We start from the raw sequence: 14,278 nt of genomic DNA, 5'->3' as shown, positions 1-14,278 counted from the left end.
CGGGCGACCGTGCGGCGCGGTCAGCGACCGCCGAGCCCGAGGCGGGCGATCCGCCCCTGCTCGCCCGCGGCCCAGCAGCCGAGGTCGGGGGCGCAGTCGACGGTGTCGAAGGAGCCGGTGTCGAAGGTGTGCCAGCGCCGGCCGCCGTCCAGTGTGAGCTCGCTGCCGGTGGGGCCGACGGCCAGGGCCGCGGTGCGCGTGTGCGGCACCCAGGCGACGCCGGAGCGGTAGCCGGGCGGCTGCTGCCCGGCCGGGGTGAAGCTGGCACCGCCGTCCCTGGTGGTGGCGGCGGTCAGCGGCGACGGCTCGCCGGGCCGGTAGTCGCCGCCCACGGCCAGGCCGTTCCTGGCATCGCGGAAGGCGAGCCCGAAGACGCCGCGGGCCGGGTCACCGGCCGGGATGGGGGCCTGCGCCACCTTCCAGGTCAGTCCGCGGTCGGCGGAGTGCAGCACCCGGGCGGTGGCGGCACCGCCGGTGGCGATCCAGGCGTCCCGGCTGCCGGAGCTCACCAGGCACTGGCCGCTGGCCGCGAAGGCCGCCTCGCCGGGCTGGGCCGCGGGCATCCCGGCCGACGACAGCACCCGCCAGCTCCGGCCGCCGTCGGCGGTGGACAGGATGCGGTACTTGCCGCCCACCGGGTCGCTGAGCGCGATGCCGTGCTTGCGGTCGAAGAAGGTCATGCAGTCGTAGAAGGCCGCGGGGTCGGTGTTGCGGAAGCTCTCCGTCCAGGTGGCTCCGCCATCGCTGGTGCGGAAGACGCGGGACGCCTCGCCCTCGCCGATGGCCAGGACCACCGCGTGCCGCGCGTCGAACGCCTCCACGTCCCGGAACTCCAGCGCCTCGGCGCCCGCCGGTGACACGTCGCGCCAACTCCGCCCGCCGTCCACGGTGCGCAGCACGGTGCCCTTCGTACCGGCGGCCCAGGCGGTGTGCCGGCTGACGGCGGCGAGCCCCCGGAACCTGGCGTCGCTGCCGCTCTCGGTCAGCCGCCAACTCAGCGGTGAGCGGCCGAACGCCGCCGCGGTGGGTTCGGTGGTCGTCGCGCGCGCCGCCTGGCCGCGGTCGGCCGCGCTCCGTGCGGCGGTGCCCGGTGCGTCGGTGCCCGGTGCGTCCGCGGCCCCGGCCGGCGTGACGAGCACGGCCGCCACGGCCACCCCGCTCAGCCCCGCCGTGATCACGCGCCGTATCCGACCGACCCGACCCGTCTGCCTCAACTGCCTCATCTGCCGCATACGCCTCACTGTCCCCATGGCCGTCATATGGCGCTGGAAGCTAGCCCATTCCCCCGGCGACGTCCACGGTCTGGACACATCGGACGGCGCGGCACCGCCCGCACCCCCGCACGGCTGCGCGCGCGTGAGCGGGTGGTTGCAGGTGGTCTTGGGCGGATTCGGGTGGTGACGGCGCCGAACACGGTCGGTGGTGGCTGACTACGGGGTGGTCGTACGGCTACGGCGCGGACGCTGGCCGCTCGGGGCGGGAGCAGGATGGCGGTACGGCCGGACGCGTGGTCCGGCCGCCCGGGAGCAGCGGGGTCGGAGCGGGGGCCGTAGGGCGCGCCGGACGGCTCAGCCGTACCAGCAGAGGGTCACCCCGGGGAGCAGCGGCTTGCAGATGAGGGCGCTGCCGGTGGGCTCGGGGGTGGGTGCCGTGGGCTCGACGGTCGGGGTGGGCTCCGGCGTCGGCTCGGGCGGGGTGGGCGTGGGTTCGGTGGGGCCTGGGGTGGGCTCGGTGGGGCCTGGGGTGGGCTCGGTGGGGTCCGGTGTGGGTGTGGGCAGGCCCGGCGGGGTGGGCCTCGGCCGGGGCGGGGTGGGGTGCTGCGGGGTGGCGCTGGGGGTGTGGGTGGGTCGGGTGGCGGCGCTGCCCGAAGGCTGCGGCGCGGGCCGGGTGCGCGGCGGGGTCGGGGCGGGTGACCCGGCGGGCCCGGTGGGGCCGATGGTCTCAGTGGGCTTGCTCGGCCGGGTGGGGCCGGTCGGTGCGCCGGGGGTTGCCGGCACGGGTGGCTGGACCCGCCCGGGCCCGGACGCGGCGGCGGTGGGCACGGACGGCGGTGTGGCGGACTGCGGTGTGGCGGACTGCGGGCGGTCCGGCGCGGCCGGCCGGTCGGCGCCGGGCGTACGGGGGTCGGTCGCGTCCGGCACGGTGACGCCCGGTTCCGGGGTGGTCCCCGGGCCTGGAGTGGCCGGTGCGGGCGTCCGGTCGGGGGTGGTGGACGAGGCCACTGCGGGCGCCTGCGCGCGCGAGCCCGTACCGTCGCTCCCGCTCAGGGACAGGCCGGCCGCGACGGCCACCCCGGCCACCACGAGGACGCCGAGCCCGGCCACCGTGGCGGCCACCGGGCCGGCCTGCCCGACCTGGCCGCGCAGGAGGTGCCGCAGCGAGCCGGCCGCGCCCGGGGTGGGCGCCTGGCTGCCGGCGGCGCCGGCGCCCGCTCCGGCACCGACCGCCGCGCCGGCGCCGAACAGCGGCGCGAGGAACTTCGCCCCGCCACCGGCGAACAGCACCAGCAGCGCCGGGCCGACCAGCGCCGGCAGCCGGGTGTTGGCCTGGGCGAGCAGGGCGAGCCGGTCGCGGCAGTCCGTGCAGGCGTCCGCGTGCAGCGCCATGGACTCGGCCTGCCGGGGCGAGTCGGTGCCCCGGACGTGGGCGGGCATCCGCTCCCAGTGGACCGCGCACGCCGGGTCGTCCGGGGTGCCCGGGTGTTCGCGCAGGAACGCCTGCCGCATGCCCTCGCGGGCGCGGTGCAGCAGTACGGCGGTGGCCCCGCTGTTGGCACCGATCTGTCGGCCGACGGTCTCCAGCGGCTGGTCTTCGGCCTCGGCCAGCCACAGCGCCTTCACCCAGCGTTCGGGCAACTGGCCCATGACCCGGGCGAGCAGGTCGACGTAGGCGACGCGCTGCGCGGGGTCCTGGCTCGCCGGGCGCTCATCGGGCCCGCCCCGGTCCTCGGCGGCGGTCGCCGGGTCCTGCGGTATCTCGCGGGCGCTGTGACCGGCGTTGGCGGACGAGAGGTGCCGCACGGTGGTGGTCAGGTACGCGGAGACGTTGTCGATCTGGTGCCCGGTGTGCAGCCGGCGCCAGACGCGGAAGTGCGCCTCGGCCACCAGGTCTTCGGCGACCCAGGGGTTGCCGGTGAGCGAGCGGGCGTAGGCGACCAGGCGGGGGTGTTCGCGCTCGTACAGCCGCGCGTAGGCGTCCGTGTCCGGCGCAGCGGAAGCTTCGGTCATGTGGGGGGCACCTCGGGGTGTGGCACGGGGCTGCGCGGGGACTCGCGGGCACTGCCAGGATTTTCGCAAGCCGCCCGTCGAGCCCCGCAGCCACCCCGTGGTGACACAACTCACGGATGTATCGAGTGCACGGCCGTAATGAACGGGCCGTCTAACGGTTCAAAGAGGCAGGGACCCGCACCACGAGCAAGGGAGCAGGCGTTGTCCATCGTCATTGACCAAGCCATCCGGGCCCAACTGATCGCCTCGGCGCCTGGGAGCCGCGCCATTCCCGCACGACTGCGCTACGAGCCCGCCGACCCGTTCGCGGTCCGGGTCTCCTTCCCACCCGCCGCCTCCCTGGACGGCTACGAGGTGGAGTGGACCTTCGGCCGTGAGCTGCTGGAGGCGGGGACGCTGCGGCCCAGTGGGCGCGGTGACGTCCACGTCTGGCCGTGCGGCCCAGAGCGTACGGTGCTGGAGTTCCGCGCCGTGGAGGGCATGGCCATGGTGCAGTTGCACACCGCTGACGTGCGCGAGTTCCTCGGGCGTTCGTACGCGTTGGTGGCGGCGGGCGACGAGGGCGGGCACCTCGACGTCGACGCCGAACTGACCGCCCTGCTGCGGGATGCCTGAGCCGATGGGCGTCCGCTGCGGGAGCGCCCGCCCGGGCCAGGCGCCCGCTGCGGCGGCCCGGCCGGCCGAGCCGGGGCCACGCAGACCGGCCCAGCCGGCGGCCGGCCCGTCCGGCTCCCCGGCCCGGCTGCCGGAGGGGCAGCCCCAGCAGACCCGGCAGATCCAGCAAGCACCGCAGCAGGCCCGGCAAGCACGGCAGGTCCAGCAAGCGCAGCAGGCACCGCGGGCCCGGAAGGCGCCGGGCCTGGCGGCAAGCTCCGCCACCGCCCGGCTACCGGTGCTCATGACCGCGGCCCGCAACCTGGCCGCCGACGCGGTGAGCGGGGCCAGCGGCGACGTGTGCGCGGTGCGCCGTACCCGGTACGGCCTGCGGCTGCTCATCGGTGACGTGCGCGGCAAGGGCCCGCGCGCCGCCGTGGGGGCCGCCGCGCTGCACCGCGCCTTTGCCGAGGCCGCCGATCGGACGCCCACGCTGCCCGCGCTGGTGGAGGTGTTGGAGCGGGCGCTGCTGGGGGCGGGCACCCAGCCCGCGCACCCGGCCGGCCTCGGGCCGCACCCGGTGGCCGACGGCGCGCCGCTCCGTGCGGGTGCCGCGCCGTCCACGGGACGCGTCGACGACGCCGCCCGGGCCGCGGGCGCCGCGCCCCGTACCGCCGCCGGCCGCGCCACCGCGCCGTCGTCGGGACACCGGGCACGGCCGCGGACACGGCTGCGGACATCGATGCGGCCACCGGCACGGATGCGGATGCGGTGCCGGACGCCGAGGCAGCGGAGCACTTCGCGACCGTGCTGGTCGTCGAGGTGAGTGTGGACGGGAGCCGGGTGCGGCTGGTCAACCGCGGCCATCCGGCCCCGTTGCTGTTGCGCCAGGGCCGGGCCCGGTGGCTCGAACCCGGTCGGCGGCTGCTGCCGCTCGGGCTCGGGCTTGACCCGGGGCCGGACGGCGACGGGCCGCGGCCGGGCGCCCGCGACACGCCCGGCAGGCGCCCGGCCGCGGCCCGCCCGCACGACGAACTGCCCTTCCCCGCCGGCTCCACCCTGCTGCTGGTCACCGACGGGCTGACCGAGGCGCGCAACGCCGACGGCGACTTCTACGACCCGCTGGCGCGGCTGGCCCGCCTCGGCGGCGCCGCGCCCGGCGAACTGTTGGACGCGGTCCACCGCGACGTGCTCCGGCACGCCGGCGGCGCGTCGGCCGACGACATGGCGTTGCTCGCCGTGCAGCGCCCGGCGCTGACCGCGCGGCCCCGCCCCGCGCAGCCCCGCACCGCGCGGTCGGGGGCGGCGCGCTACGGGCGGCGGCTGAAGAGGCCGTTCAGCTCCGGATAGCCGAGCCCGTCGGCGAAGCTGGTGTACGTGCCGTCGGTGAGCAGTTCGCGCGCCGCCCGCTGGGTGAGCGCGTGCACCGCCTGTGCGATGGCGGCGCCGACGCTGATCCGGGCCACGCCGAGGCGGGCCAACTCGCCGACGCTCGGCGCACCGGGGCCGGCCATGATGTTGAGCGGCACGGTGATCTCGCGCGCCAGCGCGGCCACGGTCTCGGGGTCCACCACGCCGGGCACGAAGATGCCGTCGGCGCCGGCCGCCACGTACGCGCCCGCGCGCCGTACGGTCTCCGCGAACCGCTCCTTCGGATCGCCCACGGACTTCAGGTAGATGTCGGTGCGGGCGTTGATGAACAGCGGAACCCCGGCGTCGTCGGCGGCGGAGCGGGCGGCGGCGATGCGGGCCGCGTTCTCGTCCGCCGGGCGCACCGCGGCGCCCTGTGCCCCGTACCTGGCGTCCTCCAGGTTGACGCCGACCGCGCCTGCCGCGAGCACGCCGGGCACCGTATCGGCGACCGCGTCCGGGTCGTCCCCGTAGCCGCACTCGATGTCCGCCGTCACCGGTACCCGTACGGCGGCCACCACGCTGCTGACCAGTTCCAACGCCCGCTGTCGGGCCAGCCGTTCACCGTCGGCCGAACCGAGTCCCCAGCCGACCCCCGCACTGGTGGTGGCCACGGCGCTCGCGCCGGCGTCCTCGATCAGCCGGGCGCTGGCCGCGTCCCAGGCGTTCGGCAGCACCAGCACCCGCCCACCGGAGTGCAGTGCGTGCAGGGAGCGGGCGAGTTCGGCCCGTCGAGCCGTGGCGGCGGGGTCGGTGGTGGCGGCAGGGGTGTGCGTTCCGTCGTTCATACGGGCCAGTTCACCAGCCCGGTCCCCGCCGCGGCTGGCGGTTTTCCGACATGACGGTGCGGGTGGGCGGGCTGCCCCGCCGCCCCTGATCCAATCCGTGGCCCGTGGACCGCAACCGTGCCGGCCGTACAGCGGTCACCTTGGGTGTCACCGCCGCTCACCGTGCGGGCGGGCGCGCGCGAGGGCAGGTCATCGGCGACGCGCCCGGCCCCGGTGTCGACCGCGGTCGGCCCGGCCCGTGCGACCACGGGTGGGCCGACCGGGCCGACGGCCCCGCAGCGACGGGCCGGTAGGGCGTGGCGTGACGCGGCGGGCCGACGCCCGCCGGTACCGAGCACCGTGCGGGATCAAGAGGAACAGGGGGTGGCGCGGGTGGGGAGCGCGGCCGATGGGGAGAAGTTCGCCGACCGTCTGCGGGAGTTAAAGGAACGGTCGGGACGCAGCTACGGGGCGCTGGCCAGGCGACTGCACGTCAGCACCTCCACGTTGCACCGCTACTGCAACGGCGATGCCGTACCCGCGTCCTACGCACCGATCGAGCGACTGGCCAGGCTGTGCGCCGCCACCCCGGACGAACAGGTGGAGTTGCACCGCCTCTGGCTCCGCGCGGACGCAACCCGCCGAACGACCCCGGGCCGCGTGGCTGGCACGCCCCGCGGTGCGGGCGCGGTGGGCGCTGCGGGAGCCGTGGGCGGCACAGCGGGCCCGGATCGTACGGGCGATGCGGATCGCGCAGACGGTGCGAACGCCGCGGGTAGCGCGGGAGTTACAGGTAGTACGGGGGTTGCAGGTAGTACGGGGGTTTCCGCGAGTGCAGGCGTTGCCGCGCGTACGAGCGTCGCGGGCGGCCCGGGCCGTGCTGACGCCGCGGACAGCACAGACCGTACGGACGCCACCGAAAGTACGAGCGTTCCCACCGCTACGGGCGTCGCCGCCGGCACGGGCGCCGCTGGCGGTACAGCCGCAACGAGCGGTACGCACCCAGCAGTCGGCACGGCCGCAACGAGCGGCGCGGTCCCCGGTGCCACGGCCTCCGACCTGCCGGCGGGCGCCGCTCCGGACGGTCCTGCCGTACTGCTCGCCCCGGCCCGTACGCCGACGCCGGCCCGGCGCCGTGCCACCGCCCTGCTGTCCGGGGTCCGGTGGCGCGGGCGGCGGGCCGTGGTCTGGGCCGCGGCCGGTGGGCTCGCTGCGGCGACGCTGATCGGGGTGGCGGCGGCCCGTTCGTCCTCGGGCGAGGCGGAGGCCGGGCGCACCACGCGGGAGGCGGCGCCGGCGCGTACCGGAGGTCAGGAGACCGGTGCTCCGGCCGGCTCGGGCGGGCGCACCGGGCGACCGGCGGACGCCACGGGAGACGGCGGTGCGGACGAGGCCGGGGAGACCGCCGGGGCGGTCGGCGAGGGGCGCGACGGGCGGGAGCACGGCACCGGGCGGCGGGTCGACGGTCAGCGGCCAGCCGACGGCCGGGACGCGCCCGCGCCACGGACGCAGGGGCCCCGGGCCACCCCATCGCCCGGCGGCGCCACCTCCCCCCGCCCCCAGCCGACGCGGGGCGGCCCGAACCCCGGGCGGGGACCCGCGGCCGGGGCGGGGACGCCGCTGACCGTCAGCACCCGTTCGCACGTGTGGGAGAACGGCTGCGACCACCGCTACCTCGTCGACCGGGAGCCGACCGCGGTGGCCCCGCCGCCGGTGGAGCAGGACGCGCCGGGGTGGGCCGCGGCGCACGGGGCCGTCCACGGCGGGACCACCAACGTGGAGGTGACGGTGGCCGGGCGGTCGGACCGGGCGGTGGTGCTGCGCGGGCTCCAGGTGCGGGTGGTGGGCCGGCAAGCGCCGCTGGCCTGGCCCTCGTTCGCGATGGAGAACGGCTGCGGCGGCTCGCTCACCCCGCGCGCCTTCGCCGTCGACCTCGACGCCGCCCGCCCGTTGGCCAAGCCGACCGACGGGAACGACGGCGGGCGCCCGCTGCCCGCGGTGCGCTTCCCCTACCGGGTCTCCGCCACCGACCCGGAGGTGCTGCGCGTCAACGCCCGTACCGTCGACTGCGATTGCCAGTGGTACCTGGAGCTGGACTGGACCAGCGGTGATCGGCAGGGCACGGTACGGATCGACGACGGCGGCCGGCCCTTCAGGACCAGCGGTCTCAAGGGGCGCCCTGAATACGGCTACTGGTCATCCGAAGGGGGCTGGATCCGCGACGGTTCCTGACCGGTCCGGCAGGACGGTTCCTGACCGAACCGGTGACCGGGGCCCCCGCGCGCGTCACGTCCGCGCGGGGGCGCGCGGCGGCGCGCAAGGCGCACGCACCTCCGCCGTGCGACGACCGGCACCAGCCACCGCCCCGCCCCCCATTGCCCCTTAGGCATGCCTTACCTACTGTTCGAGCCGCGTCTGAACAGGACGAACACACCTGCGGATCGGGGGCCGTGTGAACGCGACCAGAAGGCAACTGTTGTGGGCGGGCGGTGCGCTCGGGACCACCGCGCTGCTCGGCGCGTGCGGCGGCGACCAGCAGTCGGCGGCCGGTCCGCACGGCTCGGAGAAGCCCCGCAAGGGCGGCACGTTGCGGGTCGGCGCGCTCGGGCGCGCCTCGGCCGTCACCCGCGACCCGCACGGCGTCCAGGCCAACGAGAGCGACTACCTGATCATCGCCCTCTGCTACGAGACACTGACCACGCCCGGCGAGAAGACGACCACCGTGCCCCGGCTCGCCGCGCGGTGGACCTCGTCGGCCGACCTCACCCGCTGGCGGTTCACGCTCGCCGACGGCGCCGCCTTCCACGACGGTTCGCCCGTCACGGCCGCCGATCTGGTCTGGTCGCTGCGCCGGCTGCGCGGCACCCCGTCGGGCGCCTCCCGGCTGCCCGGCATCTCGGCGCAGCACATCAGGCCGTACGGGCCGCGCGGCGTGGAGCTCGTGTCCGACTACCCCAACGCGGAGTTGCCCCAGCTCCTGCGGCTCTCCACGTTCGTGCTCAAGCACGGCACGCCGGAGCGCGCGATCCACCGGAGCCCGGGTACGGGGCCGTTCAAGCTCGACTGGTTCCGCGGCGGCAACGCCCGGCTGGTGCGCAACGACGCCTGGTACGGGGGCGAGGTGCTGCTCGACGCGATCGAGGTGCGGCTCTTCGAGAGCCCGCAGGCGATGTCGAGCGCCCTGCTCGCCGGCCAGCTCGACCTGGCGTCCAACGTCGGCGCGGTCGCCGCCAGGACCGCGGAGCGGCGCCGGGACGTGCAGGTCGTACGCCGCCGTAATGACATGGCCCTGCCGATCGTGATGCGGGCTGCCGACGGCCCGTTCGCCGATGTGCGGGTGCGCACCGCGCTGCGGCTCGCGGTGGACCGGGAGGCCATGGTCAAGCAGGCGCTCTCCGGCTACGGCACGGTCGGCAACGACGTGCTCGGCACCGGCGACCCGGCCTACGACCGCTCCCTGCCGCAGCGGGTCCGCGACCTGGGCCGGGCCGAGAAGCTGCTCACCGCGGCGCGCTTCGACCGCTCCGCCACGTACGACCTGGTCACCACCGAGGACGTGCCCGCGCTCGCCGAGTCCGCCACGCTCTTCGCCCACCAGGTCCGCGAGGCCGGCGTGAAGGTGAAGGTCGTACGGCGCGAGTCCGCCGCCTTCTACGACGAGACCTGGCTCAAGGGCGACCTCTACACCACCTACTGGGGCACCAACGACTCCGTGGTGTTCTTTGCCAGCAAGACCCTCGCCTCCGACGCGGCGCAGAACGAGGCGGGTTGGCACGACCCGGCCTTCGACGCCGCGTACCGCAAGGCCATGCGCACCGCCGACGTCAAGCAGCGCACCATGCTGCTGCGCGGGCTCCAGCGCATCCAGTACGAGCGGTCGGGCTATCTGCTGTGGGGCGTCGCCGACGGCATCGACCTGGCCGCGGCGCCGGTGCGCGGGCTGCCCCACCTGCCCGGGTACAGCCGCGTCCAGCTCGCGGGCGCATGGCTGGCCCGCTGAAGGGCGGGGCGCGGGGGCCGGGCGCCCGGACGGCCGTGGTCGACGGGCGGCCGGCGTCCCCGGACGGGCGCGCGGCGCCGGCCGCCGGACGGACGACCCGCGCGGCGGCGCTGGCGCTGCGGCTGGCCTGGCTGCTGGCCCGGCGCGCCCTGCTGCTCGCGGTCCTCCTCGCCCTGGTCTTCGGGGCCGTGGAGCTCCTGCCCGGGGACACCGCGAGCGCCACCGCCGAACGCGGCGAGTCCGCCGCCGACCTCGCCGCCCGGCGCCGGCTACTCGGCCTGGACAAGCCGGTGTTCGAGCGCTTCGTGGACTGGATGGCCGCCCTGCCCACCGGCGATCTGGGCACCTCGGCGCGCGGCGAACCGGTCGCTTCGCTGCTCGGCACGCCGTTCCCGAACACCCTGCTGCTCGGTGGGCTCGCCCTGCTGGTGACCGTGGCGCTCTCGCTCGCGCTCGGCTGCTGGGCCGCGCTGCGCCCGGGCGGGCCGGTGGACCGGGTGGTGTCCGGGGCGGCCACGGCGGTGCTCGCGCTGCCGGAGTTCGTGGTGGCGGTCGCGCTGGTGCTGGTGTTCTCGCAGTGGACGGGCTGGCTGCCGGCCGTGACCCTCACCGACGCGTCGGGCGCGCCCGCCTCCTGGGACATGCTGGTGCTGCCGGTGTTCGCGCTGGCCGTACCGCAGATCGGTTGGAACACCCGGATCGTGCGGGCGGCCCTGGCCGACGAGGCCACCGCCCCGCACGTGGTGAGCGCCGTCGTCGACGGGCTGCCCCGGCACCGCGTCCTCACCCACCACCTGCTGCCCGGCGCGCTGCCGGCCATCGCCACCGGGTTCGCGACCTCGACGGGCATGTTGCTCGGCGGCGCCGTCGTGGTGGAGACGATCTTCAACTATCCGGGCATCGGCTCGGTGCTCGCCGGCGCCGTCACCGATCGGGACGGCCCCGTCATCGCCGGTGTGGTGGCGCTGACGGGTGCGGTCATCACCGGTGTGCTGCTGCTCGCCGACCTGATCCGGGCCAAGTCCTCCGGAGGCCGCACATGACCGCCACCCCACGGCGCACCCCACCGCGCAACCCGCTGCGGAGCCCACTGCGCTGCGGCCACGCCCGCCGTCGGGCCCGGGCCGCGCGTCCGGCCGCGCCCCCGCGCCGCCCCGGCCGCTGGCCGGTCCTGGTGCGGACGTTGCCCGCGCTGCTGTTGGTGGCGCTGGCGACCTGCGGCCCGTGGTGGGCACCGCACCCGGCCGCGGCGCCGGTGACCGCCCCGTACGCACAGCCCGGCGGCGGTGCCCCGCTCGGCGGCGACCAGCTCGGCCGGGACGTCCTCAGCCGGTTGCTGACCGGCGGCCGGGAGTTGATCGGCACCTCGCTGCTGGTGGCGGTGCTGGTCACCGGGGTCGCCGCGGTGCTCGGCGCGGTCAGCGCGCTGCGCCCCGCGGTCGGCGCCCTCATCGAGCGGCTGGCCGACGTGTTGATGCTGTTGCCCGCGGTCCTCGGCATCCTGCTGGTCGCGCTCTCCTGGCCGGACGGCGGTCGGCTGGCGGTGATCGTGGCCGCGGTGGTGCTCGGCGTGCCGTACGCGGTCCGGCTGGCGGCGGGCGCCGCGGCGCCGATCGCGACCGCCGGCTACGTGGAGGCGGCGGTGGCCGGCGGCGAGGGCCTCGCGCACCTGGTGGTGCGCGAGGTACTGCCGAACATGCGGGCCACCCTGCTCGCCCTCTTCGGGCTGCGGTTCGTCGCCGCCGTCTACCTGGTCGCCACCGCCAGCTTCCTCCAGGTGGGGCCGCAGCCGCCGGCCGCCGACTGGGCGCTGATGATCCGGGAGAACGCGGCCGGCATCCTCCTCAACCCCTGGGCGGTCGTCGCCCCCAGCATCGCCATCGGCCTGTTGGCCATGAGCGTCAACCTGGCGGCCGTCGCCCTCGCCCCACCAACCGGTCGGAAGGCGGTGACCGCACTGTGAACTCCCCCTGGCGCGACGGCCGAGGCCCACGGCTGGGCCGCCAACAGGACCGACAGCAGGACGGGTCGCGGGCATGGCGACGCCCCCTGACCGGGGCTGCCGCTGCCGCCCCCGCCACCCCCGACCGACCGGCGATCCAGATCACGGCCCTCACCGTAGCGACCACCGCGACCGACCAACTCCTTTTAAGCGAGGGCTCGTTGACCGTACGGCGCGGCCAGGTGGTGGCGCTCACCGGCCCCTCGGGGGCCGGCAAGACCACCCTGCTACGGGCCGCCTGCGGGGCGCTGCCACCGGGGACGGCCCGGGTCGGCGGCACGGTCGAGGTACTGGGCCACCCCGTGCTCCAACTCGCCGAGCGGGAACTGCGGGAGCTGCGCCGGCGGCACGTCGCGTACGTGGGGCAGGACCCGGGTTCCGGGCTCAACCCACGGATGCGGGTCCGTTCGCTGCTGCGCGAGACGGCGGCGGGGCGCGACCCCGACGCGGTCGGCCGCCTGCTGGCCGCGGTACGACTACCGGCGGACGAGGGCCTTGCCGACCGCCGCCCCGGCAGCCTCTCCGGCGGGCAACAGCGCCGCGTCGCCCTCGCCAGGGCTCTGGCCAGGGAACCCGCCGTACTCCTCCTCGACGAGCCGACGGCCGGCCTGCATCCGGCGCTGCGCGATGAAGTGGCCGACCTGTTACGGGAGTTGGCGGCTGAGCACCGCCTCGCCATCGCTCTCTCCTGCCACGACACCGACCTCCTCACCCGCCTCGCCGACGAAGTGGTCGAACTCCACCCGCCCACTCCCCGCATCGCCTCTACGGCATCACCGCACCACACGGGCCCCTCGCGCCGCGGGGAAGCGGTGGCTGCACCAGGGGCGGCCGGCACCGGCACACCGATCAGCGATTCGCGTACGGGTGAGGACACCCGTCCCCCCAGCGCGAGCGGAATCAGGGACGCGGACGGCGGCAGGGCTGAGAGCCAGGCCCCGAGCCAGGGCACGGCCGGCGCCGCGGACACCACGGACCACCCCACCGAGGACCCACCGCAACCACTTCTCCGCGTACGCGCGCTGTCCGCGGCCGTCGGGCCGCGCCGGGCCCGCCGGGGCGTACTGCACGGCGTCGGGCTCGCGCTGCCGGCCGGCGCGGCGATCGGCGTCGTCGGGGTCTCGGGATCGGGCAAGACGACGCTGGCGCGCTGCGTGGTGGGGCTGCACGAACCGGCCGGCGGCGACGTGCACCTGGCCGGCGCGCCACTCGCCGCCTCGGTCCGCGGGCGCACCCGTGACCAGCGACGGCGCATCCAACTCGTGCCGCAGAACCCGCTCGGAGCCCTCAACCCGAGCAGTACGGCGGGCGCCACGCTCGCCCGCCCGCTGCGCCTGCACCACGGCATGGCCGGGGCCGCGGCCCGGGCCCGGGTGGTGGAGTTGTTGGCCCAGGTGGCGCTGGACGCCGACGTCGCGGCGCGCCGTCCGCACGAGCTGTCCGGCGGGCAGCGCCAGCGCGTCTCCATCGCCCGCGCCCTCGCGGCCGGCCCCGACGTGCTGGTGTGCGACGAGGTGACCTCGGCCCTGGACGAAGCGACGGCCGCCTCGGTCATGGAGTTGCTGGGGGCGCTGCGCGACCGGCACGGGCTCGCGCTCGTACTGATCAGCCATGACCTGCGGTTGGTCGCCGACCGCACCGACGCGGTGCTGGTGCTCGACGGGGGCCGCGCCGTCGAATCCGGGCCGACGCGGCGGGTGTTCGACGCGCCGCAGCACGCCGTGACCCGGGCGCTGCTCGCCGGCCACCTCCCGGCCACGGGATCGACGTCAGTGGCGTAGGTCACTGCCAAGCCCCTAGGGCCCCCAGAAACCCCCGCGGCCCGACGAATCGGATTTAGGGGTTACTTGGGGCGCTGACCTGCTGCTGAACTGTGCCCGGGAGAGGCCCACCCGCCGTTCACTGGAGACCACTCGCCGCCTCCACAGTGCCGCTCACCGGAGGAGTTTCCCACCGTGACCCATGAACTCGTGACCGAAGACGTGCTGACGCAGCCGACCGTAGCCGAAGAGGCCAACGTCATCCTCCGCGGCGGACCCGCGGCAGACCTCCCCGACCACGAACGCATCCGGTACGTGCACGACCCCGGGGCGACGCTGAAGCTGCACCGCGGGAACCACTACGCGCACTTCGCGCCGACGGCCGAGACGGTGCCGCACGGCGAGCGCGCCCTCCGCGTCTTCCACTGGACGCGCACCACCTACGTGGCCGAGTAGCCGCCGGCCGGGCCGGCGGGCCCGCGCTCCCACCCGGCCCGGGGGGGGGGGGGGGGGGGGGG

General features: G+C 76.5%; 12 protein-coding genes and 1 pseudogene. 10 read left to right on the top strand and 3 right to left on the bottom strand.

Annotated features, from left to right (window positions below):
* Window positions 1-20 precede the first annotated feature (20 nt).
* Together ACMA1D_RS01215 and ACMA1D_RS01210 are read right to left on the bottom strand one after the other, a co-directional pair.
* Window positions 21-1,232, bottom strand: a complete 1,212-nt coding sequence (locus tag ACMA1D_RS01215) for a WD40/YVTN/BNR-like repeat-containing protein (protein WP_414721934.1) — start codon at window positions 1,230-1,232, stop codon at window positions 21-23.
* Between the two features lie 336 nt (window positions 1,233-1,568).
* A complete protein-coding gene (locus ACMA1D_RS01210; RefSeq protein ID WP_414721933.1) occupies window positions 1,569-3,227 on the bottom strand; it encodes a sigma factor in 1,659 nt (552 codons plus the stop codon).
* A 201-nt stretch (window positions 3,228-3,428) separates the two neighbouring features.
* Between ACMA1D_RS01210 and ACMA1D_RS01205 the strand changes: the two genes are divergently transcribed.
* From ACMA1D_RS01205 to ACMA1D_RS01195, 3 genes are read left to right on the top strand one after another with little or no spacing between them, the layout of a single operon-like run.
* Window positions 3,429-3,842, top strand: a complete 414-nt coding sequence (locus ACMA1D_RS01205; protein ID WP_414721932.1) for an SsgA family sporulation/cell division regulator — start codon at window positions 3,429-3,431, stop codon at window positions 3,840-3,842.
* Window positions 3,835-4,647, top strand: a complete 813-nt coding sequence (locus ACMA1D_RS01200; RefSeq protein ID WP_414721931.1) for a SpoIIE family protein phosphatase — start codon at window positions 3,835-3,837, stop codon at window positions 4,645-4,647. The genes ACMA1D_RS01205 and ACMA1D_RS01200 overlap by 8 nt, the downstream gene beginning before the upstream one ends.
* Window positions 4,593-5,171, top strand: coding sequence for a PP2C family protein-serine/threonine phosphatase (locus tag ACMA1D_RS01195; RefSeq protein ID WP_414721930.1), 579 nt, complete (start codon window positions 4,593-4,595; stop codon window positions 5,169-5,171). Before ACMA1D_RS01200 ends, ACMA1D_RS01195 begins: the two co-directional genes overlap by 55 nt.
* On the opposite strand, the gene ACMA1D_RS01190 is transcribed toward ACMA1D_RS01195, so the two are convergent.
* Window positions 5,132-6,019 (bottom strand): isocitrate lyase/PEP mutase family protein, encoded by an 888-nt coding sequence (locus ACMA1D_RS01190; protein ID WP_414721929.1) that lies wholly within the window; start codon window positions 6,017-6,019, stop codon window positions 5,132-5,134. The two genes, ACMA1D_RS01195 and ACMA1D_RS01190, sit on opposite strands and share 40 nt — an antisense overlap.
* A 117-nt stretch (window positions 6,020-6,136) precedes the next feature.
* Here ACMA1D_RS01190 and ACMA1D_RS01185 point away from each other — a divergent pair.
* The 7 genes and pseudogenes from ACMA1D_RS01185 to ACMA1D_RS01155 form a co-directional block, all read left to right on the top strand.
* Window positions 6,137-6,592 (top strand): annotated as a pseudogene (locus tag ACMA1D_RS01185) (helix-turn-helix domain-containing protein); the annotation flags it as partial.
* A gap of 588 nt (window positions 6,593-7,180) precedes the next feature.
* A complete protein-coding gene (locus ACMA1D_RS01180) occupies window positions 7,181-8,230 on the top strand; it encodes a hypothetical protein (protein WP_414721982.1) in 1,050 nt (349 codons plus the stop codon).
* A 220-nt stretch (window positions 8,231-8,450) separates the two neighbouring features.
* On the top strand, window positions 8,451-9,998 hold the full coding sequence (locus ACMA1D_RS01175) for an ABC transporter substrate-binding protein (protein WP_414721928.1): 1,548 nt from the start codon (window positions 8,451-8,453) through the stop codon (window positions 9,996-9,998).
* Window positions 9,983-11,041 carry an ABC transporter permease gene (locus ACMA1D_RS01170; RefSeq protein WP_414721927.1) on the top strand — a complete coding sequence of 353 codons (1,059 nt, stop codon included), beginning with the start codon at window positions 9,983-9,985 and terminating at the stop codon, window positions 11,039-11,041. The genes ACMA1D_RS01175 and ACMA1D_RS01170 overlap by 16 nt, the downstream gene beginning before the upstream one ends.
* The gene (locus ACMA1D_RS01165) at window positions 11,038-11,961 is read left to right on the top strand and encodes an ABC transporter permease (protein WP_414721926.1); all 924 of its coding nucleotides are present in this window, start codon (window positions 11,038-11,040) and stop codon (window positions 11,959-11,961) included. The genes ACMA1D_RS01170 and ACMA1D_RS01165 overlap by 4 nt, the downstream gene beginning before the upstream one ends.
* The gene (locus tag ACMA1D_RS01160) at window positions 11,958-13,781 is read left to right on the top strand and encodes an ABC transporter ATP-binding protein (RefSeq protein WP_414721925.1); all 1,824 of its coding nucleotides are present in this window, start codon (window positions 11,958-11,960) and stop codon (window positions 13,779-13,781) included. Before ACMA1D_RS01165 ends, ACMA1D_RS01160 begins: the two co-directional genes overlap by 4 nt.
* Window positions 13,782-13,955: 174 nt before the next feature.
* On the top strand, window positions 13,956-14,216 hold the full coding sequence (locus tag ACMA1D_RS01155) for a DUF5988 family protein (RefSeq protein ID WP_414721924.1): 261 nt from the start codon (window positions 13,956-13,958) through the stop codon (window positions 14,214-14,216).
* Window positions 14,217-14,278: the final 62 nt, after the last annotated feature.

This window comes from Streptomyces sp. 796.1 (assembly GCF_047525675.1).
Lineage (GTDB): Bacteria > Actinomycetota > Actinomycetes > Streptomycetales > Streptomycetaceae > Streptomyces.
The sequence above is the reverse complement of the archived record's forward strand: the minus strand, read 5'-3'. Positions and strand labels throughout refer to the sequence as shown.